General features: G+C 41.9%; 29 protein-coding genes. 16 read left to right on the top strand and 13 right to left on the bottom strand.

From position 1 onward, the window contains the following. Positions 1 to 69 precede the first annotated feature (69 nt). From C509_RS0103140 to C509_RS0103115, 6 genes are all read right to left on the bottom strand, one after another. Positions 70 to 288: a spore germination protein gene (locus tag C509_RS0103140; RefSeq protein WP_018705451.1), complete on the bottom strand. Its 219-nt coding sequence runs from the start codon at positions 286 to 288 to the stop codon at positions 70 to 72. 185 nt (positions 289 to 473) lie between these two features. Then, on the bottom strand, positions 474 to 890 hold the full coding sequence (locus C509_RS23275; protein ID WP_018705450.1) for a spore germination protein GerPE: 417 nt from the start codon (positions 888 to 890) through the stop codon (positions 474 to 476). 16 nt (positions 891 to 906) lie between these two features. Further along, positions 907 to 1,080, bottom strand: a complete 174-nt coding sequence (locus C509_RS0103130; RefSeq protein WP_018705449.1) for a hypothetical protein — start codon at positions 1,078 to 1,080, stop codon at positions 907 to 909. Then, positions 1,070 to 1,684, bottom strand: coding sequence for a spore germination protein GerPC (gerPC, locus tag C509_RS23270; protein WP_018705448.1), 615 nt, complete (start codon positions 1,682 to 1,684; stop codon positions 1,070 to 1,072). The genes C509_RS0103130 and gerPC overlap by 11 nt, the downstream gene beginning before the upstream one ends. 211 nt (positions 1,685 to 1,895) lie before the next feature. Next, a complete protein-coding gene (locus C509_RS0103120) occupies positions 1,896 to 2,102 on the bottom strand; it encodes a spore germination protein GerPB (protein ID WP_018705447.1) in 207 nt (68 codons plus the stop codon). 22 nt (positions 2,103 to 2,124) lie between these two features. Further along, entirely contained in the window at positions 2,125 to 2,346 is a 222-nt protein-coding gene (locus tag C509_RS0103115) for a spore germination protein (protein ID WP_018705446.1), read from the bottom strand. A gap of 241 nt (positions 2,347 to 2,587) precedes the next feature. Here C509_RS0103115 and C509_RS0103110 point away from each other — a divergent pair, with 241 nt between their 5' ends. From C509_RS0103110 to C509_RS0103090, 5 genes are all read left to right on the top strand, one after another. After that, the gene (locus tag C509_RS0103110) at positions 2,588 to 3,790 is read left to right on the top strand and encodes a DUF418 domain-containing protein (RefSeq protein ID WP_154654326.1); all 1,203 of its coding nucleotides are present in this window, start codon (positions 2,588 to 2,590) and stop codon (positions 3,788 to 3,790) included. After that, a complete protein-coding gene (locus tag C509_RS0103105; RefSeq protein WP_026319657.1) occupies positions 3,771 to 4,667 on the top strand; it encodes a fumarylacetoacetate hydrolase family protein in 897 nt (298 codons plus the stop codon). The genes C509_RS0103110 and C509_RS0103105 overlap by 20 nt, the downstream gene beginning before the upstream one ends. A gap of 91 nt (positions 4,668 to 4,758) precedes the next feature. After that, positions 4,759 to 5,130: a YisL family protein gene (locus C509_RS0103100; protein ID WP_018705443.1), complete on the top strand. Its 372-nt coding sequence runs from the start codon at positions 4,759 to 4,761 to the stop codon at positions 5,128 to 5,130. A 328-nt stretch (positions 5,131 to 5,458) separates the two neighbouring features. Next, the gene (locus C509_RS24610) at positions 5,459 to 7,141 is read left to right on the top strand and encodes a putative bifunctional diguanylate cyclase/phosphodiesterase (protein ID WP_018705442.1); all 1,683 of its coding nucleotides are present in this window, start codon (positions 5,459 to 5,461) and stop codon (positions 7,139 to 7,141) included. A 65-nt stretch (positions 7,142 to 7,206) separates the two neighbouring features. Then, the gene (locus C509_RS0103090) at positions 7,207 to 8,736 is read left to right on the top strand and encodes an alpha-amylase family glycosyl hydrolase (protein WP_018705441.1); all 1,530 of its coding nucleotides are present in this window, start codon (positions 7,207 to 7,209) and stop codon (positions 8,734 to 8,736) included. Positions 8,737 to 8,960: 224 nt separating this feature from the next. Here C509_RS0103090 and C509_RS0103085 read toward each other — a convergent pair whose 3' ends face one another. Both C509_RS0103085 and C509_RS0103080 read right to left on the bottom strand, forming a co-directional pair. Further along, positions 8,961 to 9,824, bottom strand: coding sequence for an SDR family oxidoreductase (locus C509_RS0103085; protein WP_018705440.1), 864 nt, complete (start codon positions 9,822 to 9,824; stop codon positions 8,961 to 8,963). Positions 9,825 to 9,910: 86 nt separating this feature from the next. Then, positions 9,911 to 10,402, bottom strand: coding sequence for a YajQ family cyclic di-GMP-binding protein (locus tag C509_RS0103080; protein WP_018705439.1), 492 nt, complete (start codon positions 10,400 to 10,402; stop codon positions 9,911 to 9,913). 336 nt (positions 10,403 to 10,738) lie between these two features. On the opposite strand from C509_RS0103080, the gene C509_RS26350 reads away from it, so the two are divergent. Continuing rightward, positions 10,739 to 10,897, top strand: a complete 159-nt coding sequence (locus C509_RS26350) for a hypothetical protein (RefSeq protein WP_169509164.1) — start codon at positions 10,739 to 10,741, stop codon at positions 10,895 to 10,897. 52 nt (positions 10,898 to 10,949) lie between these two features. Here C509_RS26350 and C509_RS0103070 read toward each other — a convergent pair whose 3' ends face one another. Then, on the bottom strand, positions 10,950 to 11,807 hold the full coding sequence (locus C509_RS0103070; protein ID WP_018705437.1) for a DegV family protein: 858 nt from the start codon (positions 11,805 to 11,807) through the stop codon (positions 10,950 to 10,952). Between the two features lie 232 nt (positions 11,808 to 12,039). Here C509_RS0103070 and C509_RS0103065 point away from each other — a divergent pair, with 232 nt between their 5' ends. Further along, positions 12,040 to 12,894, top strand: a complete 855-nt coding sequence (locus C509_RS0103065; RefSeq protein ID WP_018705436.1) for a YitT family protein — start codon at positions 12,040 to 12,042, stop codon at positions 12,892 to 12,894. A gap of 47 nt (positions 12,895 to 12,941) precedes the next feature. Here C509_RS0103065 and C509_RS0103060 read toward each other — a convergent pair whose 3' ends face one another. Together C509_RS0103060 and C509_RS0103055 are read right to left on the bottom strand one after the other, a co-directional pair. Next, a complete protein-coding gene (locus C509_RS0103060; protein WP_018705435.1) occupies positions 12,942 to 13,121 on the bottom strand; it encodes a DUF3813 domain-containing protein in 180 nt (59 codons plus the stop codon). A gap of 1 nt (position 13,122) precedes the next feature. Beyond that, a complete protein-coding gene (locus C509_RS0103055; RefSeq protein WP_018705434.1) occupies positions 13,123 to 13,275 on the bottom strand; it encodes a hypothetical protein in 153 nt (50 codons plus the stop codon). A 191-nt stretch (positions 13,276 to 13,466) separates the two neighbouring features. On the opposite strand from C509_RS0103055, the gene yjfP reads away from it, so the two are divergent. From yjfP to clpB, 3 genes are all read left to right on the top strand, one after another. Continuing rightward, entirely contained in the window at positions 13,467 to 14,234 is a 768-nt protein-coding gene (gene yjfP / locus C509_RS0103050; RefSeq protein ID WP_018705433.1) for an esterase, read from the top strand. Positions 14,235 to 14,308: 74 nt separating this feature from the next. After that, entirely contained in the window at positions 14,309 to 14,617 is a 309-nt protein-coding gene (locus tag C509_RS0103045) for a metal-sulfur cluster assembly factor (protein WP_018705432.1), read from the top strand. 423 nt (positions 14,618 to 15,040) lie between these two features. Then, positions 15,041 to 17,644 carry an ATP-dependent chaperone ClpB gene (clpB, locus tag C509_RS0103035; RefSeq protein WP_018705430.1) on the top strand — a complete coding sequence of 868 codons (2,604 nt, stop codon included), beginning with the start codon at positions 15,041 to 15,043 and terminating at the stop codon, positions 17,642 to 17,644. 92 nt (positions 17,645 to 17,736) lie between these two features. On the opposite strand, the gene C509_RS0103030 is transcribed toward clpB, so the two are convergent. Further along, positions 17,737 to 17,919 (bottom strand): YjzD family protein, encoded by a 183-nt coding sequence (locus tag C509_RS0103030; RefSeq protein WP_018705429.1) that lies wholly within the window; start codon positions 17,917 to 17,919, stop codon positions 17,737 to 17,739. Between the two features lie 181 nt (positions 17,920 to 18,100). Here C509_RS0103030 and C509_RS0103025 point away from each other — a divergent pair, with 181 nt between their 5' ends. From C509_RS0103025 to C509_RS0103000, 6 genes are all read left to right on the top strand, one after another. Further along, entirely contained in the window at positions 18,101 to 18,655 is a 555-nt protein-coding gene (locus tag C509_RS0103025) for a hypothetical protein (RefSeq protein ID WP_018705428.1), read from the top strand. 107 nt (positions 18,656 to 18,762) lie between these two features. Next, the gene (locus C509_RS0103020; RefSeq protein WP_018705427.1) at positions 18,763 to 19,695 is read left to right on the top strand and encodes a beta-ketoacyl-ACP synthase III; all 933 of its coding nucleotides are present in this window, start codon (positions 18,763 to 18,765) and stop codon (positions 19,693 to 19,695) included. 42 nt (positions 19,696 to 19,737) lie between these two features. Further along, entirely contained in the window at positions 19,738 to 20,976 is a 1,239-nt protein-coding gene (gene fabF / locus C509_RS0103015) for a beta-ketoacyl-ACP synthase II (RefSeq protein WP_018705426.1), read from the top strand. Between the two features lie 169 nt (positions 20,977 to 21,145). Beyond that, a complete protein-coding gene (locus C509_RS0103010) occupies positions 21,146 to 21,949 on the top strand; it encodes a DUF2268 domain-containing putative Zn-dependent protease (protein WP_018705425.1) in 804 nt (267 codons plus the stop codon). A gap of 96 nt (positions 21,950 to 22,045) precedes the next feature. Beyond that, positions 22,046 to 22,255: a YuzI family membrane protein gene (locus tag C509_RS0103005; protein WP_018705424.1), complete on the top strand. Its 210-nt coding sequence runs from the start codon at positions 22,046 to 22,048 to the stop codon at positions 22,253 to 22,255. A gap of 90 nt (positions 22,256 to 22,345) precedes the next feature. After that, a complete protein-coding gene (locus tag C509_RS0103000) occupies positions 22,346 to 23,095 on the top strand; it encodes a YjbA family protein (protein WP_018705423.1) in 750 nt (249 codons plus the stop codon). A 147-nt stretch (positions 23,096 to 23,242) separates the two neighbouring features. Here the strand turns inward: C509_RS0103000 and trpS are convergent, their stop codons facing one another. Continuing rightward, a complete protein-coding gene (gene trpS, locus C509_RS0102995) occupies positions 23,243 to 24,223 on the bottom strand; it encodes a tryptophan--tRNA ligase (RefSeq protein ID WP_018705422.1) in 981 nt (326 codons plus the stop codon). Between the last annotated feature and the right edge of the window lie 335 nt (positions 24,224 to 24,558).

The following is a 24,558-nucleotide window of genomic DNA, read 5'->3' as shown; positions in this document are numbered from 1 at the left end:
TGGCGCATAAAGGTAATCGAGTTATTGTATTCCAGTTTGTACGTCGCTAGATCGGACGCTCTACTATTCTTAGTTATTTCCAATAGTCGGTTGGTCAACAAGATTCGTATCAAGTGTATTCGTTCCACTTACTCCATTATTGGTTACGATAAAGCCGCCAGAATTACTAGAACCGGCGCCTTCAAATGTCTTTCCGGTATTTTTCGGAGAAATGACAGCTGTATCTCCAAAGTGAACAACCCCACCCCCGACATTGAATATTTGGACGGGTCCAACGATTGCAGGCATTTGTCATCACCCTATATAATTATTTTGATTTGTACGAATCCAGAGGATCTGGAGCTTTGAAACATCCAGGTAAGCTCAAAGCCGTTTCGTTTTCTTTAGCATTTGTCTCATCGGTTCGAGGTCACAAGTCAAATTGCTGTGGTGCTGAAAAGTTGTCTCCTCGCAATTTGCCTTGTGCTTGTCGCCTAAGTCTGTGCGCCTTCATTATTATTATTATTATTATTATTATTATTACCCGGAGAAATTTGGCGGATATGAAGGACTCTTGCTTCTGAATGGATGTTACTTGTAGTACCTATTTGAACGATGGCGGAAGAAGAAATAGTGATTAGGTGAATATTTCCAACCTTGATATCTGGATGTTCATTATATTTTCTAATGATCGGTACCGGCCTGGGGAGTGGAGGAATTGGTATTGGTTTTTTGAAAGTATTATAATTCTTGAAATGAGCTTCGTTCCCAAAAAATAATTCTTTATTTCTTTGTACGGCCAGAGCATCCGTATAAGCCCTTAAATGAACCGTATCGCCGATTTCAACGACGGAGCCGAATATCATATTTTTAATATCCATCGTCTTTACGACAGAACCTCTTAACGGCATAATGGCATCTCCTTATTTATCGGGAAAGAGGAACGAAAGGCCCGATGATTAAAGATTCCGGCGGTGTGTCAAATACAGATGCTAACTGAATTGTATCAGCATCTCCTACCAGCAGAATGGATGAAGCACTTACCCCGATCACCCGGATCTGCCCCACACATAATTCACGGTTCACCACATTAAGTTCCATGGGGGTTCGCCCCTCCCTGTTGATTTGGAATTTGTGAAATAAAACCATGTACAGCTTTGTTAATATCCGCCAATAATGTCTTATATACTTTGCTGTACAGCTCTTCTTCATTTGCATTATAGTTAGGCTGCGTGCTGAAGAAGCCCAGATAATGATCGGCTCTACCGGGGATTTGTTTGCGGATATCTTCTTTAATCATGTTGATATACGGCTCATCAAGAGTTCTGCCAACCTGAGTTTCTGTATCTTTTATCAAGGTGTCCAATTCATGATCAATATAGTGATTTAGCTTTTCCAGTGTTTCATCATAGAGGTTGGGATGGCGTACAAAAGTCTGGGTTTCCGTCGAGCCTGGAGGTACTGAAAAATCTTCAACGGAATTAAGGTCAGCAGGGTTAATGCCAATATTTAAGGTCCCTTCCAATGTTTCCACTTTTAGCTGGTCAAACTTATATTCCAGCCTTTCAACAGTTACATTTGGCTTTTCTTTCACTTGCTTCAGTTCATTTGACAGGGATTGGATTGACTGCCTCAAAAAGGTAATTTCCTTCTGCTGCCTTTCTATAAAAAGATACAATTGCTGAATTGTGTAATTTGCCTGCATTTTGTACAACCACACCCTTTCACTGTAAAAAAGGTATAAACAAACTTTTCCTATTTGACAGTCTATGCATCATGTCTGACTTCAGCCTTTAACAACTAGCAGTCTTTGTCATAAATAACCAACGGCTTCGGCGAATAGGAAGTCTTGTTTCAAGCCTGGCGCTGTCACAGGATGTCACGACGTTAGGCTATTGATCATTCTTAATTGGCATCTATAATGGAATTAGGCTGACTTCCTGCTGTGCCAGTTGAGTTTCGCCTGTTGCAGCTGGAGCGGGAGCTGTATAACCACCTGTATTATATAAATGAGAAGAAGGTGTAATGACTCCAGAAGTACCGATTTGAAGTACTGAGGAGTTCGTGATCCCGCCGATTTTGATCATTTGTATGTGAATGGTCTGCTGAACATTTACAATCATTGCTTCCTCCTGTGTCCTTCATTTATAGATTGAATAAAATACCCTGATCCAGTCCATCGGCATCATAACTGTTAGTGGCAGAATGGTGATTGCGAACCCTGATTCCTTCGCCCGTATTGAATGATCCTGCACCCGCAAACGTTTTAGCATAGGAAATCGGATGGATTTGAAAGACATCTCCAATATTGAATGTTGCTCCTGTATTTAAATTGATAATCTGAACGGCACCAACAAATCCAGGCAATACCGTTCACATCCTTCCATATTGCGTATTTATCTATGTATCGTATTTTATGAAAAAGAATCGGATTGGTGATATTTCTTCCAATTTGTGCAGGAGCGACTCCTTTGAAAAATTCATCACAACAAGTATTATTGATTGTAGTTTTTTAGACAAACTTATACGATGGTGGTATAAGAGATATGAAGGGTTATGAAGCTGTACTCATAGGGAGGGGGCTTATAATAACCTAAAAGGAGTGATGATGATAGGTAAACATTTGGAACCGGTAAATGTAATGGATAGAATCCAGACCCTTGATGTTCTGAGGGGACTTTCCCTGCTCGGCATATTACTAGTGAATATGATGGGCTTTCATTCACCGTACGGTTACTATAACCCATATGAATGGTGGAAGTATGGGGATCTGACAGTTTATGCGTGGCTGGATGTACTTGTGCAGGGGAGCTTTTATCCAATCTTTGCAATGATGTTTGGCTATGGATTGGTGATTATGCAGAGACGTTCAGCGATTAGGGAAACATCCTTTGGAAAAATCAGTATGAGAAGGCTTTCTGTGCTTCTTATCTTTGGTATCATACACGCTTTTTTTATTTGGCATGGCGATATTCTGATAACGTATGCCTTAATGGGTATGGTTCTTCTCTTGTTTTTGCGGCTGTCCGGTCCGTGGCTGATGGGATTGGGCTGGGCTTTATATTTGCTGCCCCAACTGTTCTTTTCGGGCATGCTTGTCATAGCCTCATTGTTTGATACTGCTTCCCTAGCGGATTATATCGATCTTGTTGGTCTTCAGCAGGCTGAAATCACTTACTCAAGCGGAAGCTTCATGGATATTACACTCCAAAGGATTGAAGATTGGAAAGCTGGCAACTTATCGGGCGGTCTCATCATTTATTTGTTTTTAATATTGCCAATGATGATGATTGGAGCAGGAGCCGGGAAAATGCAATGGCTGGAAAAAGCGGGCAGCCAATGGAAGAAGTGGCTTGTCATTTTACTAATTGCCCTTCCCGTAGGACTTGCTGTAAAAATGCTGCCTTTTTTTGCAGGATTATCGATTAGTTATCAATACATACAAGATGCGATTGGCGGCCCTATTCTTGGCATGGCTTATATAGCAGGTATCGTTTTGATCATGAGAAACGCCAAAGCGGCAAAACTGTTGCATCCGCTTAGTTCGGCGGGCCGAATGTCCATTACGATCTATATCATGCAGTCCGTAATTGGAACATTGATTTTTTACCATTATGGGTTGGGACTTTACGGAGAAATTTCGTTGGCGACAGGAACTTGGCTTGCGTTTGCCATTTATATCATTCAAGTAATATTTGCCGAGATTTGGCTGGCTAAATTCAATCAGGGCCCAATTGAGAAATTTTGGCGGTTTTTAACTTATGGAAAAATTAAAAAAAGGGGTACAAATAATGAAATTAATGAGCTTTAATTTAGAAGGTGCAGAAAAATACGGGGTGGTGGACGACAGCGGCAAAAAGGTTTGGGATGTACTTGCGCTTGCGGAGGCAGCGGATAAAGGAGTCCCAGCTACTATCCTTGCAGGAATTGAGAGTGGCGATCAATTTTATGAGATTGTCCAAGGCCTTGTCAAGTGGGGTTCGCAAAATGGGAAAGAGGACTGTTTGCATTCCTTTGAAAATATCAAATGGTTGGCACCGATTCCAAGGCCGGGTAAAAATATCATGTGCGTCGGCAAAAATTACCGTGATCATGCGATTGAAATGGGAAGTGAAGCGGATATTCCTGAACATATCATGGTGTTTACAAAATCGCCTACAACAGTTATTGGGCATGAAGAGTTTGTAGATGCACATACCGATGTAACCAATGAACTTGATTATGAAGGTGAACTGGCATTGGTCATCGGAAAGAAAGGGAAAAATATACCTGAAAATGAAGCACTAGACTATATTTTTGGTTATACAATCCTTAACGACGTAACAGCACGGGATCTTCAAAAAAGGCATAAACAGTTTTTTATTGGTAAAAGCCTTGATACCACTTGTCCCATGGGACCTTGGATAGTTCATCGTTCAGAAATAGATAATCCGAATGGACTTGCCATACAGACAAAAGTGAACGGTGAAATCAGGCAGGACTCCAATACGAAGAATTTCATCTTCCCGACCGAAGAAATCATTTCTACTTTATCACGCGGAATGACACTTGAGCCTGGAGATATCATTGCCACAGGCACTCCGGCTGGGGTAGGGAAAGGTTTTACACCTCCGCGTATGCTAAAAAGCGGAGATCAGATCGAGATAAAAATAGAAGGGATCGGCAAATTGCACAATACTGTGAACTAGCATGTTTCCAATTTGTCATCCAACCCTTGTATGATAAGATTGGTAGAGAATCTATGGAAACAGTAATCACGTATTTCAGGAGGGAGTTTACATGTTTGATTCGACTCATGCCCATATCACAACATGGGCAGTTGCTCTCATTTTATTTGTCGTAGTTTTAGTGCTGCAAAAAAGCGGCAAACAAAAGGGTGCTAAAATCACTCAAATGATATTGCGGGTCTTTTATTTATTGATCATCGCAACAGGAGTGCTTCTTTTTTCAAAACACCAAGGCTATAATCCTGCACTTTACGGAATTAAGTTCTTAGGCGGTATCATCGTCATTGGCATGATGGAAATGATTCTTGTCAGGACAGCGAAGGAAAAGAATACAGGTGTTTTTTGGGCTGTGTTTATCGCTGCTCTGGCTGTCACATTCTTCCTGGGACTTAAGCTACCGCTCGGTTGGAATATGCTGTTATAGGAATTGGGAAAAAACCGTTGATTTTCAGCGGTTTTTTTTTATTTCTTAAACAAGCCTATAAATTCAAGTGACAGGCTGTATAGGAAGGATTAGAATAAAAGCATACTGGAAAATCAATCCAATCAGTTGTTTTTGATATATAACTTAAGCTTGACCTTAATTTGAAATTGACGTAGGCTTTTGTCCCTCTGAAACATACGGGGATAAAGCATCCGTTAAAAGTTCGGGATGGGAAAGCATGTGAGGACATTTGGGAAAAGGTGCAGGGGAAATGGCCGTATGAGTGTAACGGCAAAACACTTTTGAGGCAGAAAAGGATGATTGACGATTGGAACAGCCCATCTGGACAAAAAAGTATTTTCAAGCAATCAAAGACCATCACGAAGACTTAATCTTTGCCATTGACATAAACGGTCGCATTACAATGATGAACTCGGCCTGCTCGAAGGTTTTAGGCAAAAGTGAAGATGAAGCTGCAGGTACATCCTTCCTTTCGTTCTTTTTGGACTCTCAACAAGAGGCAGTGCGGTCGGCTATCGAAAGAATGAGAGAAGGAACAGTAAAAAAAATCAAAATGGAAGCGGAAATCATAACCGAATCTGGTGAAACAAGAGGTTATCGCCTTCAGGTGATACCTGTAGATCTTAATGAAAGCTGCCGTGAAATCCTATTTATTGGGCGAATTTTGACCGAAGAAAAAATAAAGAAGTATCCACTCTACGATGAAAAGACGAGGCTGCCCAACAGGAAAAGTATTGAGAATGAATTGTTTAATAGAATCAAGCGAGTAAGTGATTCGCATGAGAGTCTTGCGATTTTAATTATTCAAATAAGGAGACTCCAAATGATCAGTGATGCGCTTGGGCATTCGGCAGGAGACTGGGCGATAATCCAAATGGCCAAGCGGATTGAAGCGAGTCTGCCCGATCAGTCATTTATCGGCAGATTTTCAAGAAATAAATTTGCTATATTGATGGATGGATCCGAAGATTATACCGAGCTTGAAAAATTGGGAAATCACATTATCATGGCAATTGAAAAGCCTTTGCGCTTTGGAAAACAGGAGTTTAATTTTTCGGCAGCAATCGGAATCAGCAGCTATCCACGTGATGGAGCAGATACAAAAGACCTGTTGAATAATGCCGGAATTGCATTGGGTTATGCAAGAGCCGGAACACATGACAACATTGCCTTCCACGGAAATGAAATGAATCTTGAGATGGAAAAACGTGCTGATCTGGAAAGGAGCCTCCGAAACGGGATTGAAAATAATGAGTTTTTCCTTGTCTACCAGCCAATCATTCAATCCGCAACAGGAGAAATAAGAGCATGTGAGGCTTTGCTTCGCTGGGAGCATCCGAAGTGGGGGCTTATTCCACCGTTGGAATTCATCCCGATCGCAGAAGAGACCGGAATGATCCATTCCCTTGGAAAGTGGATATTAAAGACAGCATGCAAGCAAGTGAAGAAATGGCAGGAAGCTGGATATAAACATATGAGTGCTTCTGTCAATGTTTCGGCATACCAGTTGGACAGTGCACAATTTATTAAAAATGTGAAAGAGGCCCTTGAACAATCCGGTTTAAAAGCGGAATGTTTATACCTGGAACTGACTGAAAGCATTATGATCGATCAATCCAGCAAGACGATTGAAATGATGTGTGAATTAGAGAGAATGGGAGTTAAGTTTTCTATTGACGACTTTGGCACCGGGTACTCCTCGTTAGGCTACCTTAAGCAACTTCCCATTCATACGTTGAAAATTGACCGTTCTTTCATTCAAAATTTGAGTCATCACTCACCTGATTTCCCAATCGTTCATGCCATTTTGACAATGGGTCACGGACTGGGCCTTCGGGTGGTTGCTGAAGGAATCGAAACGAATCACCAGCTGGCGATGCTGACCAGTTTGGGTTGTGACTTCGTTCAGGGCCATTTTATTGAAAAACCGCTTGAAGCCAGGCGTTTCACTTGTTGGCTTGAAAAAAAAGATAACGCTTCGAATGCATAAAATTGACGGGGAGCAGGTGGAAAGGCTAATCTTAAAGGCGTAGATGTTATAGGGAGGTAACGGATTTGAGCAAAAAGAGTCTGGTTTTCCTGCTTGTTCCGTTTCTTCTTTTTTCCGCCGCCTTTTCAGCAAGTGCCGACAAAAAAGAAGAACGTTTGTGGGAAGATGAAATCGTTTATTCACTTATGGTGGATCGATTTAATAATGGGGACAACACCAATGATGAAGGAGTGGACTATTCCGATCCTGTAAATTCATTCCAGGGCGGTGACTTCCGGGGAATCATCCAGCAGCTGGATTATTTAAAGGATATGGGTTTTACAACCATCATGCTGTCACCTGTTTTTAAAAATGAAGAAAATGGCTTTCATGGGGAATGGGTCAATGACTTCTATGAGACAGATCCTCATTTTGGGACGATTGACGAGTTGAAAGAGCTTGTTAATGAAGCTCACAAAAGAGATATGAAAGTCATGTTTGAGTTTGTGACAACTCATGTTGGACCAAAGCATCCCTGGACTAAAGATCCATCCAAGAGGGATTGGTTCAAAAAAGAGGGCCTGGATTCTACTAATAAATGGTTGAACGGTTTACCGCAGCTTGACCAAGATAACGAGGAAGTCAAAGCATATCTTATTGATGCTGCCAAATGGTGGATCGAACAAACAAATATTGACGGCTACAGCCTGTCAGGTCTCGATCTGGCGCCTCTTGGATTTTGGGAAGAATTCTCTGCTGCTGTAAAAGAGAAAAATGAAAACTTTTATTTGGCTGGTACAGCAGGCGAGGGAACGATGGATGATCTGGCAAAGTATCAAAAAGCAGGAATTGATGGTGTCACTGATTCAATAATGACCGAACCTTTGAGGAATTCCTATTCGACTATAGATGTGTCTTCAAAATCATTGATGGATATGTGGGAAAAGAATAAAGGAACATATCCTGATCCTCAAGCATTGGGAGCTCTTTTCGATGATCGAAATTCAACCAGGTACACAAAAGATATGGTGGACAACAAGGAATACCCTGGTGCCCGTTGGAAACTTGCACTTTTCTACTTATACACCCAACCTGAAGTGCCGATCGTTTTCTATGGTACCGAAATTGCTGTAAACGGAGATTTGCCGCCCGACAATGTCCCGGTGATGAATTTTCGGGCCGATGATGAATTAATGGAGTTTATCGGCAGGATAGGGATGATCAGGCAGGAACAGAGAGCGCTTAGCCGCGGGGATATGGAGATCCTGTATGAGAAAGATGGAATGCTCGTCTTTAAAAGAGAGTATGAAGGCGATATGCTTGTAGCTGCAATTAACAATACAACAAAGGACCGGACTGTGGTGATTCCGGCTGATAAATTGGAAGATGATAAAGAACTTAGGGGATTGTTTGCCTCTGACTTGGTAAAAAGTAAGAACGGTGAATATAAAATAGTCGTGGACAGGGAAATGATGGAAGTGTATAAACTTGCTGATAAGGCAGGGTATAATATTCCGTTTATTCTTTCGATTTTTGCCGTATTTATTCTCTTTGGCTTCTTTATGTATTTTGCTTGGAGAAGAGGAAAAAAGCGGAACCCTTATGAAACGAGCTAACTGATGTAGATGCTGCCGTAAGTCTTTAACGGCAGCTTTTTCTATACTGTGGAAAATTTAGTTATCAGAATAGATACGAAGAGTAGATGTACTGGATGTCATTATGCAGGGGGGATGGACAGCGTTAATGGAACTTGCCGAATTGCTATCAAATCAAGCGCTGCTGAAGGGAAACTCCTCCTTCAGCAGTGCTGCTCAGCTTTATGACGATAAACAGGAGGTTCTTAACCGTTCAGCACTTCTCCGCCGTTAACGTGGAGCATTTGGCCGGAGACGTAGCTGGAGTCATTTGATGCGAGATAGACATAGGCCGGCGCCAGTTCATGCGGCTGTCCCGGTCTTTTCATCGGTTGTGTAGAACCGAACGTCCCGACATGCTCCGCTGAAAAGGTCGATGGTATCAAAGGTGTCCAAATAGGACCTGGAGCTACCCCATTTACACGTATTCCTTTATCAGCTAATGACTCTGAAAGGGAGCGGGTGAATGATACGATGGCCCCTTTTGTTGCAGAATAATCAATTAAACCCGGGCTGCCCTTATATGCTGTGATAGAAGCGGTATTGATAATACTGCTTCCTTGTTTCAGATGGGGAAGGACGGCTTTTGTCAAGTAGAACATCGAGAACACATTTGTTCTGAACGTCTTTTGCAGCTGCTCGTCCGTTATTTCAAGCAGACTTTTTTTGGGATGCTGTTCACCCGCATTGTTTACAAGTATATCTATTTTTCCAAATTCATCGATGACCTGCTGAACAATTTGCTGGCAATGAGCTTCATTTCCAACATCGCCGCGGATAAGCAGGCATTTTCTGCCTTCTTCCTCAACGAGTTTTTTTGTTGTTTCAGCATCTTGGTCTTCATTCAAATAGCTGATGGCTACATCTGCCCCTTCCTTGGCAAAATAGATGGCCACAGCTTTTCCTATACCACTGTCCCCTCCGGTGATAATCGCCGCTTTTCCATCGAGTTTACCGCTCCCTTGGTAGCTCGGATCAACAGATTTAGGAACAGGATCCATTTCCGATTCTATTCCTGGCTGATGATTTTGGACCTGCTTAGGCATTGTTTGCTTTTTATTTTCGCTCATTCTAGCCCTCCTTTTTCATTTGCCATAAAAAAAGCGAATGGATATATGTATCATATACCCATTCGCATTTGAAATATTCAATTCAATTATCTGTAGTTGATGAATTGGACATCGATTGGAAGGTCTGCAGACCTGATGGCACTGATAATTTGCTGCAGATCATCACGATTTTTTCCAGTGACTCGTATTTGATCATCCTGGATTTGGCTTTTAACTTTTAAACGGCTGTCTTTAATGATCGTATTGATCTTCTTGGCATTATCCTTATCGATTCCTTGTACAAGTTTTCCACGTTGGCGGACGGTACCTCCCAAGGCGCTCTCGATTTTCCCGTATTGAATATTTTTTACAGGGACCTCACGCTTGATTAGCTTCCCGAACAAAACATCCTTCACCTGAGACAATTTAAATTCATCATCCGAAATGAGTACAAGCTCATCATTTTCCAGTGTGATATTGCTTTTGCTCCCTTTGAAGTCAAAACGGTTCTTAATCTCTTTCATTGCGATATTAATCGCGTTCGATACTTCGGAAAGGTCAACCTTGGATACGATGTCAAATGAATTTTCCTTTGCCATAATCTACCTCCGGACAGCTTTTCTTTCATTATAGGTGAATGGGAGAGGAAGGACAATAATAAAAGCGTCAACGCCCGTTTAACGAATGACCAAAATGGAACATTCGCTAATGAAAGAATGGATGAGGAAAGGGAAAGTAATTCCTTATTGGCACAAAGCTTTATTGAAGAAGACACTTCATCACTGGAAATGTTTAGTTTATTTCGCTTTTATGTGTAACACAACCTGACAACATAGCCATATTGACTTGTGATTCAACTCCTCAGAAAAAATCCACATAGTAAAATTGCAGATTTTTGCAGAGTGATCAATAAGAAAAAAGCAGCTTATTGCCGATTGGCAAAAGCTGCACTGCCTTTTAAAGATGATCTGTTTTTTTGGAATATTGATGTTTTCCTGCTTTGCGTTCCTCTTCGTGCCGGATATTTTTTATTTCTTGTCTGGCTTGGTTATCCCTTGCCTTTTTGTTGTTATCTGATGTATTGTATCGCATAAGAGAATCTTCCTTTACTATGTTTACAATTAGTATTTGCAAAACAGGGAGCCACTAGTCTGGCTTTTTAAGAAAAAAGACTGCGAGTGTTCCAGGGCCTGCATGTGAAGCGACTGTCGCACCAATCAATCGTATATAAAAATCCTTCGTCCCAAAACGCTCTTCGATTAATTTTTTCATTTCCAATGCTGTTTCTTCATCATCGCCATGGCTGATTCCGATCAGTTGGTTTTCGAGGTCGACACCCCGTTCCTCCATTAGGCCGAGCATTCTCTTTAAAAGCTTCTTTTTACCGCGGATTTTTTCAAGTGGGACCAGTTTTCCATCATCCACATGGAGAAGGGGCTTAATGTTTAAAAGTCCACCGAAAAATGCAGATGACTTCGATAAGCGTCCGCCTGCAGCAAGGAACTCCAGGTCCTCGATTGTAAACAAATGTTCCATTCGATTGCAATTGGATTGGGCAAATTTGATGATATCTTCCTTTGGTTCATTATTTTTAATCCGTTCTGCAACAGCCATCACGGTTAAACCATACCCTAAAGAAACGGCTTTGGAATCGATAATCGTCAAATCCAGATCGGGAAATTCTTCTTTGACTTGTTCTTTAACCATCTCAGCTGTTTGATATGTTCCGGAAAGGCCAGAAGACATGGATATGTATAACCCGCTTTCCCCTGATTTTGCAAGGGAGGTAAACAGCTCATGGAGCTGTTGAGGAGAAGCCTGGGATGTTTTGGGCATTTTCCCTGCCCTGATTTCTTGATATACCTGTTCAGGCTGGATATTCTTCAAGTCTTTGTATTCCTTGTCGTCTATATGCACCTGAAGTGTGATCAATTCCACATTGTTTTCCTCATAGAATGACAGTGGCAGGTCACAAGCACTGTCGGCAAAAAGTTTCAATGTCATAAAAATACACCTTCCGTGAAAAAATAATTTTGACAAACTGTGTTCTTTTATATATTGTCTAGCTTCAGGCGTTGTCGCTCAAGGTCAAGTAAAGATTGTTGTTCGTTTTCGAACTGTCTCATCCAATTGGTCTTGTGCTTGTTGCCCAAAGCTGCGCGTCTTTCACATTTCTTATAGTTTATCTGCTTTCATCAGAAACCTCAATGTTAAAACGTAGAATAAGGGTGAAAAAATGAGTCATCAATCATTATGGGAAGTTATAAAAAAACTGGTTGTCATCATAGCGGGCGCGATTCTCGTTGCCGTTGCGATGAATTATTTTCTCATTCCGGCTAATGTTTATGCCAGCGGCTTTACTGGTGCCGCACAGCTTTTATCCAAAATTTTAAATCAGTTTACTCCATTGAGCGTATCAACGGGTATTTTATTATTGTTGTTCAATATCCCTGTTGCCATCCTGGGCTGGTTCAAAGTCGGAAAGTCTTTTACGATTTATAGCTTTATATCAGTTGTTGTCACTTCTTTTTTCCTTGAAATCATTCCGGTGAAAGCCCAGACAGCGGATATCATGCTATATGCCGTATTTGGAGGGGTAATCACTGCAATCGGAATCGGGATTACACTGAAAATAGGGGCATCGACTGGAGGGTTGGATATCATATCGATGATTCTCTCCCGGATGAGTGACAAATCTGTGGGGACCTACTTTTTTATGTTAAACGCCATCATCATACTGACAGCGGGGGCTGTTTATGGATGGGACAAGGCATTATACACTTTGCTGTCGGTCTATGCCTCGACAAGAGTAATTGATGCTATCCATACACGCCATCAGAAATTGACGGCTATGATTGTCACGAAAAAAGCTCCCGAGTTAAAAGAAGCCATTTATAAGAGGATGTTCAGAGGCATTACGATGGTGCCTGCAAAAGGTGCCTTTTCCAACCAGGAAAAAGACATGATGATTATTGTGATAACCCGTTATGAATTATATGAGCTCGAACATGTCATTAAGGAAGTGGATCCTGAAGCATTTACAAACATCGTTGAGACAGCGGCGGTTTTTGGTTTTTTCCGAAAAGATTAAGGGGTCAGCCCCCCTTTAGTACATTAACGTACTGGGGGTCAGACCTCTTAAGTGATGCGGTCCAGCTTTTCCTGGAGTTGTCGCAGCTGTTGTTGCTGTGCCAAGGTTGAATTGGCATACGCAGAAGACAATGCATTTTTGGCAGCTTCAACCGCATCAGGTGAACTGTTGCTCAAAGCCAGCTCAACAAAATGTCTAGCCTCTTGAAAAAGTCTATTTTTTCCCACCTTATATTCCTCCGAGCGATGATTCTTTCATAAACTCGATTTTTTCTTTTTCTGCTTGATCTAATGTGGAGCGATAAGGAAAACGTTGTGCATGTTGCTCAACAGAGTTCTTTCCCTGATACGTAAAACGTTTGGATTTACTGTTTTTAGTCATGACAACACACCGCCTTTAAAATGGGTAGGAAGGAACGCATAACACGTTCAAATTTATTTTGGACGAAAGAATCAAAAAAACATCGTGCAATTAATGTCAGCTAAAGTTCATCTTTGGTAAGAATGAATGAGGAATGTTACAATATAACATTAATTGGGATTCCAACATGTCAAACCGAAGGAGAGAGTCGATTGATAGAAATCCATCATGAACACATAAGGAATATACCGGTTTTACATGTGATAAAAGAAGGACAAAAAGAGGCAAAGCTTCCAATTGTCTTTTTTCTTCACGGTTTTACATCCGCGAAGGAACATAATCTTCATTTCGGCTACCTGCTTGCAGAAAGAGGGTTCAGGGTCATCCTTCCTGATGCAAAACTCCATGGTGAACGAAATGACGGCAGAAATCCGGAAAAGCTGATCTTTGAATTTTGGAACATTGTTCTTCAGTCAATCCGTGAGCTGAATGAAATGAAAGAAGAATTATCAGAAAGAGGATTGATTAACAGCCAAATTGGAGTTGTAGGAACCTCAATGGGAGGCATCACGATGTTCGGCGGACTTTCCCAATATAATTGGATCAAGGCGGGTGTTTCTTTGATGGGCAGCCCGACGTATGAATACTTGGCCCGCGAACAAATCAATTCATTGGAAAAAGCAGAAATGAACATTCCTTTTTCCAGTAGTGAATTGGAAGCTATATACGCCCAATTGCGGAAATATGATTTAACCCTTCAGTCCGAGCGGATTGTGGGAAGGCCGCTTCTTATTTGGCATGGCAAAAAGGATCAAGTGGTTCCATTCGGACCAACATTTGAATTTTATCAAAAAATCAAAAATGAATATGAGAACACTCCTGAACGACTTTCTTTCCTTGTAGATGAAAATGCCGGGCATAAAGTGACCCGTTTCGCATTTTTAAAAACAGTTGATTGGTTCAGCAGGTTCTTACTATAAAAAAATCATTTCTGTTTGATTTTTGAGCGGATTTGGTATGATAAGGGTAGAACCATTTGAAAGGAGCGGGGAACATGGACGAAACACTGAAAGAGAATATTTACGGTGCCTTGGAACAGGTCATCGACCCTGAACTGGGCATTGATATCGTGAACCTTGGACTCGTATATGATGTTGATCTAGACGAAAATGGCACAGCAAAAATAACGATGACCCTGACATCAATGGGCTGTCCGCTTGCGCCGGTAATTGTAGACCAAGTGACAGCTGCATTGGCGGATATACCGGAAGTCAAACAAACGGAGGTCGATATTGTTTGGAGCCCTCCGTGGACAAAAGACAAAATGTCGCGTTATGCAAAAATTGCGCTTGGTGTTACGTGAGAAATGTGTAAGCGCCTGTTTAGCGACGTACAACCGGAGCACTCCGCAATGAGATAAAGGAAACACGGCCGCCTCGGACCGCCACAACCTGTGGCTTTGGCAGGCTCAGGGCGCGACAACCTGTCTGTCGCTGCTTGCACTAGCACGTCCTGTCCGTCGGAACCGATGTTGACTTATCGTAGTGCACTGAATCAACTTCCTCGAATAAACATCCTCGTAGAAAAAGCGAAGCTTTTTCGAGGAAAGGAGTGTGAAGTTTGCTAGTCTCTGGGCACTGCAGCTGGACAAGGAAAAGAAACCATCTTCCGTTTTGCCATTCTGCTGAATGGGAATTGTATGACGAAGCTCCTTTTTGGCAGCTTCGTTTTTATTTTTTTCGAGTATACACAGGCTTTCCCGCCTTTTTAAAAAAGGAGGAATAAAATGGATTTGAGCAAGATGACATTGACCATGCAAGAGGCTTTTGCAGAAGCCCAGCAAATCGCCAGAGAACTTAATCATCCAGAGCTGGACATTCCGCACCTTTGGAAGGCACTGATCGACAGAAACGACAGTCTGATTTCGATGATTTATGAGCGCCTCGGGTTGACCAAAGATCAATTTCAGCTTGAGCTGGATAAAATTTTGGATCAAAAACCTCAGGTCACTGGTCAGGGTGTTCAAGGCGGCCAGTATTTGAGCAGTTCTTTATCGGCCCTCATCAGTAAGGCTGAGGAGGAAATGAAAGCCTTTGAAGATCTATACTTATCCGCAGAGCACTTTTGCCTTGCTTTGATGGATATGCCCAATCATGAAATATCACGTTTTCTTTCACGTTATGGAATAACAAAAGAAAGCATTTTGGATAAAGTGAATGAGATCAGAGGGGGACAGAGAGTGGAATCGCAAAATCCGGAAGCAACCTATGAAGTTTTAAAGAAATACGGACGAGATTTGGTGGCGGAAGTGAAGTCTGGCAAACTTGATCCAGTCATCGGGCGTGACCAGGAAATCAGAAATGTTATCAGGATCTTGTCACGCAAAACGAAAAACAACCCTGTCCTTATCGGGGAGCCAGGCGTCGGGAAAACCGCCATTGTTGAAGGTCTAGCCCAGAGAATCGTAAGAAAAGATGTACCTGAGGGCTTGAGGGATAAAACAATATACGCGCTTGATATGGGATCTCTGATTGCGGGAGCCAAATTCAGAGGAGAATTCGAAGAGCGTCTTAAAGCCGTTCTGCAGGAAGTTAAAAAAAGCGAAGGCAGGATTTTGTTGTTCATTGATGAAATCCATACGATTGTTGGTGCAGGAAAATCGGAAGGCTCCATGGACGCAGGAAACATGCTGAAGCCGATGCTGGCAAGAGGGGAACTTCATTGCATCGGGGCGACAACTTTGGATGAATACCGCCTGTATATAGAGAAAGATGCAGCATTGGAGAGACGCTTTCAAAAGGTTCTTGTACCAGAACCCACTGTTGAAGACTCAATTTCCATTTTGCGCGGGTTGAAGGAAAGATTTGAAATCCATCATGGCGTCAATATTCACGACAGGGCTCTGGTGGCGGCGGCTACTTTGTCAGACCGATATATAACGGATCGTTTTTTACCAGATAAGGCGATTGATGTGATTGATGAAGCCTGTGCCAATATACGTGTGGAGATTGATTCCATGCCTAGTGAACTTGATGAAATTACGAGAAGAGTCATGCAGCTTGAAATTGAAGAAGCTGCTTTGAGGAAGGAAGAAGATGAAGCGAGCAAAGAACGGCTCGAGCTGCTTCAGAAAGACTTGGCCGACCTGAAAGAAAAGGCCAATGAAATGAAAGCGAAGTGGGAAAAAGAAAAAAGTGAAATTTCCAGCATTCAAGAAAAACGTGAACAGTTGGAGAGACTTCGCAGAGAACTGGAAGAAGCGGAAAATGAGTACGATTTGAACCGAGCTGCCGAGCTTCGCCACGGTCAAATCCCGTCTTTGGAAAAAGAACTGAAGCAAATGGAAGGTCAAGAACGAAATGAGTCGCGCCTTGTCAAAGAGGAAGTGACAGAAGACGAAGTGGCAGAAATCATTTCCAGATGGACAGGTATCCCAATCACAAAGCTTGTCGAAGGTGAGAGGGAAAAGTTGCTGAGGCTTGAAAACATATTGCATGAACGTGTCATAGGGCAGGATGAAGCGGTGGAGTTAGTGAGCAATTCAGTCTTGCGAGCAAGGGCCGGAATCAAAGATCCAAACCGGCCAATTGGTTCCTTCATATTCCTTGGTCCCACCGGCGTTGGAAAAACTGAGCTTGCCAAAGCGTTGGCGGAAACATTATTTGACAGCGAGGAACAGATGATCCGTATAGACATGTCGGAATATATGGAAAAACATGCGGTATCGCGCCTGGTTGGAGCGCCGCCGGGATATGTAGGATATGAGGAGGGCGGGCAGTTGACAGAGGCTGTCAGAAGGAAGCCTTATTCTGTCGTTCTGCTTGATGAGATAGAAAAAGCTCACCCTGAAGTGTTCAATATTTTGCTGCAGGTCCTTGATGACGGCCGTATCACGGACTCGCAGGGAAGAAGAATTGATTTTAAAAATACTGTCATCATCATGACTTCCAATATCGGATCGGCATTCCTGTTGGAACGGGAGCAAAATGAAGACCAAGTAGATGAAGAGACTAAGGAACTTGTTCTCGGACAGCTAAGATCTTCTTTCCGGCCGGAATTCCTAAACAGGGTGGATGACATCATCCTATTCAAACCGCTGAGCATGAGTAATATCAAAGGAATTGTTTCCAAACTTGTGGTGGAACTTCAGGAGAGGCTGAGGGACCAGCATATTCAACTGGAGATGACGGAAGCCGCGAAAGAATTCACTGCCCGTGAGGCATATGATCCGATTTATGGAGCACGTCCGCTGAAAAGGTATTTGCAAAGCAAAATCGAGACACGTCTCGCAAAGGAGATCATTTCAGGGAATGTCCATCCTTTCGATAAGGTTGTTATTGATTTGCAGGAAGATGAGTTGAACATCAGAGTAGATAAACCATCATTATGAACAATCTCTTTGCGCCAGGCTTCTATATATTATGTTTCCGTGTCATTTTCGGCAGAATGGCATAAAAAAATAACTCGCCTTTTGCAGGCGAGTTATTGTTCTTCTGTAGGCTGTGCTGGTATCAAGGCAGAAATGATGAAGATCAAAATAACTGCGACGACCCCCAAAGTTGTGGCAGTTCCAAAATCATAGCTTGATCCGACCATTGAACCTGCTACATACATTAGCATGTTTACAAGCAAAAGTGTCCAGAAAATTGTCAGCAGATATCTCACCTGTATTCCCCCCATTTCAGAACTTCTCTATGTAATTACATAATCAGTTTTATTATCCACCAAGTTAGTATACCATAAACAAATTCTACGGTACAATAATCCATTACAAAAGAGTGAAAAGAGGTCAGTCCTTGTCAACTTTGCATACGATAATTTTAGAAATAGGAAAGGGGATGCCAAGATGAAAACAGCTGTGTTATTTGGAGCCTGTCAGCCTTTCGGCTTTGAGTTATGTTCCCAGCTACTTGAAAAAGGCTATGATGTATGTGCGATAGATCACTCTGAATGGATAACGGATGAGCAGGAAGAAAACTGGCTTCTGATCGGTAGAAATGCAAATTTAAGATATATGGAGCTGGAGAATAGTGAGGATTCCATTCAACAAATATTAAATGGTGAACATTGCCTTTATATTATACCGACGGTAGATTATCTAAAACGAAGCAATATAAACGCAAGGAACCAGCTGATCTTTCAGCTGGAAAGATTTTCGGAACGAACAAAAACTAAAGAGTCACTGTTTGTGATTCACCCGCCTGTCACAGAGAGAAAGCAGACTTCATTTGCTAGAAAGCTGAATGGACTTTTTGAAGCTTTAAAGAAAATCCATAATGTAATGGAGTACTGTCCTTCAGATGCTTATGCATCTGGATTTCATGAAAACATTCTGTCCGATGCCGCCAAAGAGGTGGTCACTCTTATGGAAAAACAAAAATTGTTAGAAAACAACAATTGAAATAGTCGTGACACGATAATCAACAAATGTTATAATTAGCACCAAGTCTTAATATAAGATAACAAAAATTAGATCTTCATATGGAACGGAAAGAAGGGACATTTTCTATGAATGCTGGAATAATTGGAGTCGGAAAGTACATACCCGAACGGGTGTTGACCAATAAAGAGCTTGAAAACATGATGGACACTTCCGATGAATGGATTCGGACACGCACCGGCATTGAAGAAAGAAGAATTGCATCGGATGATGTGAACACTTCTGACATGGCTTATGAAGCTGCAAAAAAGGCCCTCGAAAATGCGGAGGTTGGTCCGGAAGAGATTGATATGATCTTGGTCGCGACGGTGACGCCTGACCATTCCTTCCCTTCTGTTGCCTGTATGCTTCAGCCGAGACTTGGCTGTGTAAATGCTTCAGCTATGGATGTAAGCGCCGCGTGTGCTGGATTCATGTATGCGGTGGCAACTGCGAAGCAATTCATTGAGACTAAATCTTGCAAAAACATCTTGGTTGTCGGTGTAGAGAAACTTTCCAAAATCACTGACTGGAATGACAGAAATACTGCAGTTCTCTTTGGAGATGGTGCAGGGGCAGTAGTGATGGGACCAGTTTCTGAAGGCAGGGGCGTACTAGCTTTTGACTTAGGTGCTGACGGTACAGGAGGCCAGTATCTATATCAGGAAAAATATATTATGATGAATGGCAGGGAAGTTTTCAAGTTTGCAGTAAGACAAATGGGGGAGTCATCTGTTAAAGTATTGGAGAAAGCAGGTCTTACGAAAAATGATGTGGATCTATTAATTCCCCACCAGGCAAATATCAGGATTATGGAAGCCGCAAGACAAAGGCTGGAATTGCCTGAAGAAAAAATGTCCAAAAAGATCCACGAATATGGAAATACATCTTCCGCATCTATACCCATGGTCATAGCTGATGAAGTGGAAGCTGGCAAAATTAAAGATGATGATTTGATCGTGTTGGTCGGCTTCGGCGGTGGGCTCACATGGGGAGCCATTGCCATGAGATGGGGCCGTTAAAAAAATATCTTCTTAAGAGGGGCAGAAAAGGAGATGAGCAAAATGAAAAGAAGAGTTGTAGTTACAGGGTTGGGAACCGTATCTCCTGTAGGAAATGATGTGGAAACTTCATGGAATAATATTTTGGCTGGAAAGACAGGAGTCGGTCCTCTTACTAGATTGGATCCTGATAATTATTCAGCAAAAGTGGCAGCTGAAGTTAAGGATTTTGAGATTGAAAATTTTATTGAAAGAAAAGATGCTCGGAAAATGGACCGGTTTACCCATTATGCACTTGCATCGGCTATGATGGCTGTAAAGGATGCCGGATTGGATATCAATGATAACAATGCTGAGCGGATCGGTGTATGGATCGGTTCCGGTATTGGAGGGATGGAAACCCTCGAGAATCAGTTTGACATTTTCAAAAAGAGGGGTTACCGCCGTGTAAGTCCGTTCTTCGTTCCAATGATGATTCCTGACATGGCTACTGGACAAGTCTCTATTTATCTCGGAGCCAAAGGAGTCAACTCTTGTACCGTAACAGCATGTGCGACAGGTACAAACTCCATTGGCGATGCCTTTAAAGTCATACAACGTGGAGATGCAGACGCAATGATTGCCGGAGGAGCAGAGGCTCCGATCACGCAAATGTCCGTTGCAGGGTTCTGTGCCAATACCGCTCTTTCTACAAATCCTGATCCTAATACGGCAAGCAGGCCGTTTGATTTGAACAGGGACGGTTTCGTAATAGGAGAAGGCGCAGGCGTAATCGTACTTGAGGAACTTGAACATGCAATCAACCGAGGAGCAAAAATATATGCGGAGATTGTGGGATACGGTTCTACTGGCGATGCATACCATATTACAGCTCCGGCACCGGGGGGCGAAGGCGGTGTAAGGGCAATGAACATCGCCATTAAAGACGCTGGCCTTGCTCCTGAAGAGATTGACTATATCAATGCCCACGGTACAAGCACACCATACAATGATAAATATGAGACGATGGCTGTTAAAGAAGTGTTTGGAGATCATGCATACAATCTTGCAATCAGTTCGACAAAGTCAATGACTGGCCACCTTCTTGGTGCTGCTGGAGGGGTTGAGGCGATTTTCTCAGTACTCGCCATTAAAGACAGTATCCTTCCGCCTACAATCAATTATGAAACGCCTGATCCTGATTGCGATCTTGATTATGTGGTTAATGAGTCCAGGAAGAAAGAGATCAACGCGGTGATCAGCAACTCGCTCGGATTTGGCGGACATAACGCTACGATTGTGTTCAAAAAGTATCATGCGTAAGAAAAGCAAAGGGAACTCAGGCTAAAGCTCCATGCTTCACCCACCGAAATGCTAGGCTTAAAGCAGTTCCAACAATAAATTGTTAAGATACAGCTCCAAAATGTGGGAGCTGTATTTTTTACGCACTTTTTTTGATTTCATCCGTAGGATATGAAGGGAGGGATGCCAAATGGGGGTAATCCAGACAGATGCTTGGATGGATGAACACTTTTTCAACCCGCTGGAATTATGTAATCTTGCTTCTCCTGACGTTGAAAACCATGCACAATACTATCAATATTTGAGAAGGTTTGGTATGTATCAGCCATCAAGGAGAACATATGAAATGTTTACCCGATTAAAAGAACAGGAGGCATGGCAGCATGTAGAGAAATACTATAAAAAATATAAAAAGTTATGGAAAGGCCCCGATGTTGACATTTATATTTTTCCGATTGAACCAACGCGCCAATTTATGTTGGAGATGAAAGGGCGTTCAGGCTTAACGTTTCCGGATAAAATCTTTTTGTTCCTTTCTCCTGTTGATGATGTGAAAATTTGGGAATCTCTGCTTGTACATGAATATCACCATGCTGCACGGATGAACCGATACAACAAAGATCCTGAAGATTATAATCTGCTTGACTCTCTCATTTTTGAGGGGCTCGCAGAGCATGCAGTTCAAAAGTATTGCGGCAAGGAGTATACAGCTGACTGGATGAGATTATATGAACGGGATCATCTTCAACATTACTGGAATCGGGTATATAAAGAGCGGTTACAGTTGAGTAAAAAACACCCTTTTCATGATGATCTGCTATTTGGGAGAAAGGGCATTCCCAGAATGATGGGATATGCATTGGGAGCGGACATCATAATGGGATATGAAGGGAAGCACCCTTTAACTGTACAAGAGTCTTTTAACATTCCTTCAGAAAAAATTCTTTTGGATAAAAATACTTATTACGGTGAGACAGAGCAGGCTTCCGAATGAATGGAGGCCGTTTTCTTTTTCTGTAATGAAAGGGTCTTTTTTGAATATATATGATGGTAGACAAGCCTGTCACTAACGATGTTCCGGGGGACTGCAATGCTGTTCAGAGGCATAATTTACTTGATAGGATTTAGTTTATCTGTTGCTGGTGGAATCAATATTATCGCATATATGAACCTCTTGCCGATGGGATACAGCTATTCATATTATTTTTTGTATATTGGCAGGCGTCCTGAATGTTATTTATTTATTGTCGGCCTTATCTTAATCTGGTATTCCATATACGGGTCCAATCCAGAGGAATGATCGCTTTTCCCGATGATGGATTAACAGGAATAAATTAACTGCAGCCTGCCCATACTGAAAAACAAATAGTTATGAAGTGAGGGGTTAAGGATGCTTTATCTTCATGATGTATGGGTCAACTGGTTTGAAGGGGAAGAGAATGGATATAACGTATGCCATTTTCATGAATGGAGAAGAGGGGAAGATGTCATCGAGCTTCTCGATCAAGTACCATTATTGTATATCGAGCACCTCTTATTCGACATGATTGAAAACGATATGACCGACATACCTCAAGAGTTATTGAACGATATTTACCAAAAAGCTTATTTGAGAAAAAATCATGAGCGAATAGCGCTGGATTCTTGTTTTGTCGTTACAGATGGACAAGGTATTCTTGCGGTGGATACGATGGGATATTCGATCCCGCTCAGAAAAAGCAGGCTGATTCCCCGCCAGGAACAGCTTGTGTTTGAAATGATTGAAGAAAATGAACCGACAAAGTATAAGTGTAAACAGGAAAGCAGGACGAAAGAATTTCATATATTATCACCCGATCCTGTCTTAATGAGAGGCTTGACACGCAGAGAGCGCCATTTAAAACAGCTTCTATTTATGGCACTTGACCAGTTGTACAATTCCAAAAATACTGCAGAAGTCAGATACTGGTATACCGAATGGTGCCCGCATCTCTATACAGAGATTCAAACGATGGACTTTGAGAGTGTCTGGAAGAATCTATATGAAGAGACGAAAGAGGGTTGGACGGAAAAACATCAATCCCTTTGTGAAAATATGGTGAAAGGACAGCCGTTCTTTGAGAAACTTTGGGAAATGGAATATGATTCAAAAGTTAATTAATCCAAGTCTCGGAAATGAAAAAATTCCCCTTGTCAATCAAAGGGGAATTTTTTCATTTTATTTTTAAAAGTAAAAAATAGCGAGCTTTAGGGTCAACCTAAATTGAGATGGTGGCTATGGAACCGCCTTTTACCCATATCGCATTTCTTATCTGCCAAGGCCCATGGCATTCTCCATTTTTTTCAGCATTCGATTTGCCTGCTGTTTTGCCTTTTCGGCTCCTTCATCAAGGATGTCATCAAGTTCTTTTGACTCAACGAGTTCATGATATCTTTCTTGAATAGGGGATAAGGCCTCGACAACAACATCGGCTAATTCTACCTTGAAGTCTCCATAACCTTTTCCGGCATATTGCTTTTCAAGCTCCTCGATCGTTTTTCCACATAGAATGGAATAGATCGAAAGAAGATTGGATACACCCGGTTTATTTTCCCTGTCAAATTTTATAATGCCTTCAGAATCCGTAACGGCACTTTTAATTTTTTTCTCAATCTGTTTTGGCGTATCGAGCAACGTAATGAAAGCTTTCTGATTGGAATCGGATTTGCTCATTTTCTTTGTCGGTTCCTGCAATGACATGATTCTTGCTCCGACCTTAGGGATGCGCACGTCAGGGATTGTAAAAATCTCCCCATACTTCCGATTGAATCTTTCAGCAAGATCACGTGTAAGTTCCAAGTGCTGTTTCTGATCCTCTCCTACAGGTACAAGATCAGCCTCATACAGAAGGATATCTGCAGCCATTAATGGCGGGTATGTCAACAGGCCTGCTGAGACTGCCTCTTTTCCTGTTGATTTATCCTTGAATTGCGTCATTCTTTCCAACTCGCCAATATAAGAAAGGCACTGCAACATCCAGCTTGCCTGAGCATGGGCGGGTACTTCAGATTGGATAAATAAAGTGGCTTTCTTATGATCAAGACCGGCAGCGACATACAGTGCAGCCAATCCTCTTATGTTTTTGCGAAGCTCCATCGGATCCTGAGGGACCGTAATAGCATGTTGGTCAACCACACAAAAATAGCAGTTATAATTGTGTTGAAGTTCAATAAATTGACTGATTGCCCCGACGTAGTTGCCTAGGGTAATGACACCGCTAGGCTGAATTCCTGAAAAAATCGTTTTCATATGTAATCCTCCTATTATTCTAAAAGCGCAAATGCCCTCCATGTTCGTTTTTGAGGGAAGTCTGAAGGGAAGGGCGCTGAAAAAGATATCAAAATTTATGTTGATAGTTAATCATCCGGCACCGAAAGCATAGTCGAATGACATCCACTTATACCATCATGGTATCCGTATTCCTTCATCTTTTCTATATCAATTGTATGTATTCATCCTGCTGTTTTTTAATTTTTCCATTCCGAGAAATATCAATTTCATGGAGAAGCAGGGCTTAAACTATCCTAATAATTATAACGGTTGGTTTATTTACAATCAAGCTGATGGACGGATTCATCCGACTT

Origin of the sequence: Siminovitchia fordii DSM 16014 = CIP 108821, from assembly GCF_000374565.1 — a bacterium.
Lineage (GTDB): Bacteria > Bacillota > Bacilli > Bacillales > Bacillaceae_C > Siminovitchia > Siminovitchia fordii.
The sequence above is the reverse complement of the archived record's forward strand: the minus strand, read 5'-3'. Positions and strand labels throughout refer to the sequence as shown.

What these genes read in the sequence shown, in the direction of transcription:
- C509_RS0103140 (WP_018705451.1), bottom strand. Translation starts at nt 288, where the DNA reads ATGCCTGCAATCGTTGGACCCGTCCAAATATTCAATGTCGGGGGTGGG.
- C509_RS23275 (WP_018705450.1), bottom strand. Translation starts at nt 890, where the DNA reads ATGCCGTTAAGAGGTTCTGTCGTAAAGACGATGGATATTAAAAATATG.
- C509_RS0103130 (WP_018705449.1), bottom strand. Translation starts at nt 1,080, where the DNA reads ATGGAACTTAATGTGGTGAACCGTGAATTATGTGTGGGGCAGATCCGG.
- gerPC (WP_018705448.1), bottom strand. Translation starts at nt 1,684, where the DNA reads ATGCAGGCAAATTACACAATTCAGCAATTGTATCTTTTTATAGAAAGG.
- C509_RS0103120 (WP_018705447.1), bottom strand. Translation starts at nt 2,102, where the DNA reads ATGATTGTAAATGTTCAGCAGACCATTCACATACAAATGATCAAAATC.
- C509_RS0103110 (WP_154654326.1), top strand. Translation starts at nt 2,588, where the DNA reads ATGATAGGTAAACATTTGGAACCGGTAAATGTAATGGATAGAATCCAG.
- C509_RS0103105 (WP_026319657.1), top strand. Translation starts at nt 3,771, where the DNA reads ATGAAATTAATGAGCTTTAATTTAGAAGGTGCAGAAAAATACGGGGTG.
- C509_RS0103100 (WP_018705443.1), top strand. Translation starts at nt 4,759, where the DNA reads ATGTTTGATTCGACTCATGCCCATATCACAACATGGGCAGTTGCTCTC.
- C509_RS0103085 (WP_018705440.1), bottom strand. Translation starts at nt 9,824, where the DNA reads ATGAGCGAAAATAAAAAGCAAACAATGCCTAAGCAGGTCCAAAATCAT.
- C509_RS0103080 (WP_018705439.1), bottom strand. Translation starts at nt 10,402, where the DNA reads ATGGCAAAGGAAAATTCATTTGACATCGTATCCAAGGTTGACCTTTCC.
- C509_RS0103070 (WP_018705437.1), bottom strand. Translation starts at nt 11,807, where the DNA reads ATGACATTGAAACTTTTTGCCGACAGTGCTTGTGACCTGCCACTGTCA.
- C509_RS0103065 (WP_018705436.1), top strand. Translation starts at nt 12,040, where the DNA reads ATGAGTCATCAATCATTATGGGAAGTTATAAAAAAACTGGTTGTCATC.
- C509_RS0103055 (WP_018705434.1), bottom strand. Translation starts at nt 13,275, where the DNA reads ATGACTAAAAACAGTAAATCCAAACGTTTTACGTATCAGGGAAAGAAC.
- C509_RS0103045 (WP_018705432.1), top strand. Translation starts at nt 14,309, where the DNA reads ATGGACGAAACACTGAAAGAGAATATTTACGGTGCCTTGGAACAGGTC.
- clpB (WP_018705430.1), top strand. Translation starts at nt 15,041, where the DNA reads ATGGATTTGAGCAAGATGACATTGACCATGCAAGAGGCTTTTGCAGAA.
- C509_RS0103025 (WP_018705428.1), top strand. Translation starts at nt 18,101, where the DNA reads ATGAAAACAGCTGTGTTATTTGGAGCCTGTCAGCCTTTCGGCTTTGAG.
- C509_RS0103020 (WP_018705427.1), top strand. Translation starts at nt 18,763, where the DNA reads ATGAATGCTGGAATAATTGGAGTCGGAAAGTACATACCCGAACGGGTG.
- fabF (WP_018705426.1), top strand. Translation starts at nt 19,738, where the DNA reads ATGAAAAGAAGAGTTGTAGTTACAGGGTTGGGAACCGTATCTCCTGTA.
- C509_RS0103010 (WP_018705425.1), top strand. Translation starts at nt 21,146, where the DNA reads ATGGGGGTAATCCAGACAGATGCTTGGATGGATGAACACTTTTTCAAC.
- C509_RS0103005 (WP_018705424.1), top strand. Translation starts at nt 22,046, where the DNA reads ATGCTGTTCAGAGGCATAATTTACTTGATAGGATTTAGTTTATCTGTT.
- C509_RS0103000 (WP_018705423.1), top strand. Translation starts at nt 22,346, where the DNA reads ATGCTTTATCTTCATGATGTATGGGTCAACTGGTTTGAAGGGGAAGAG.
- trpS (WP_018705422.1), bottom strand. Translation starts at nt 24,223, where the DNA reads ATGAAAACGATTTTTTCAGGAATTCAGCCTAGCGGTGTCATTACCCTA.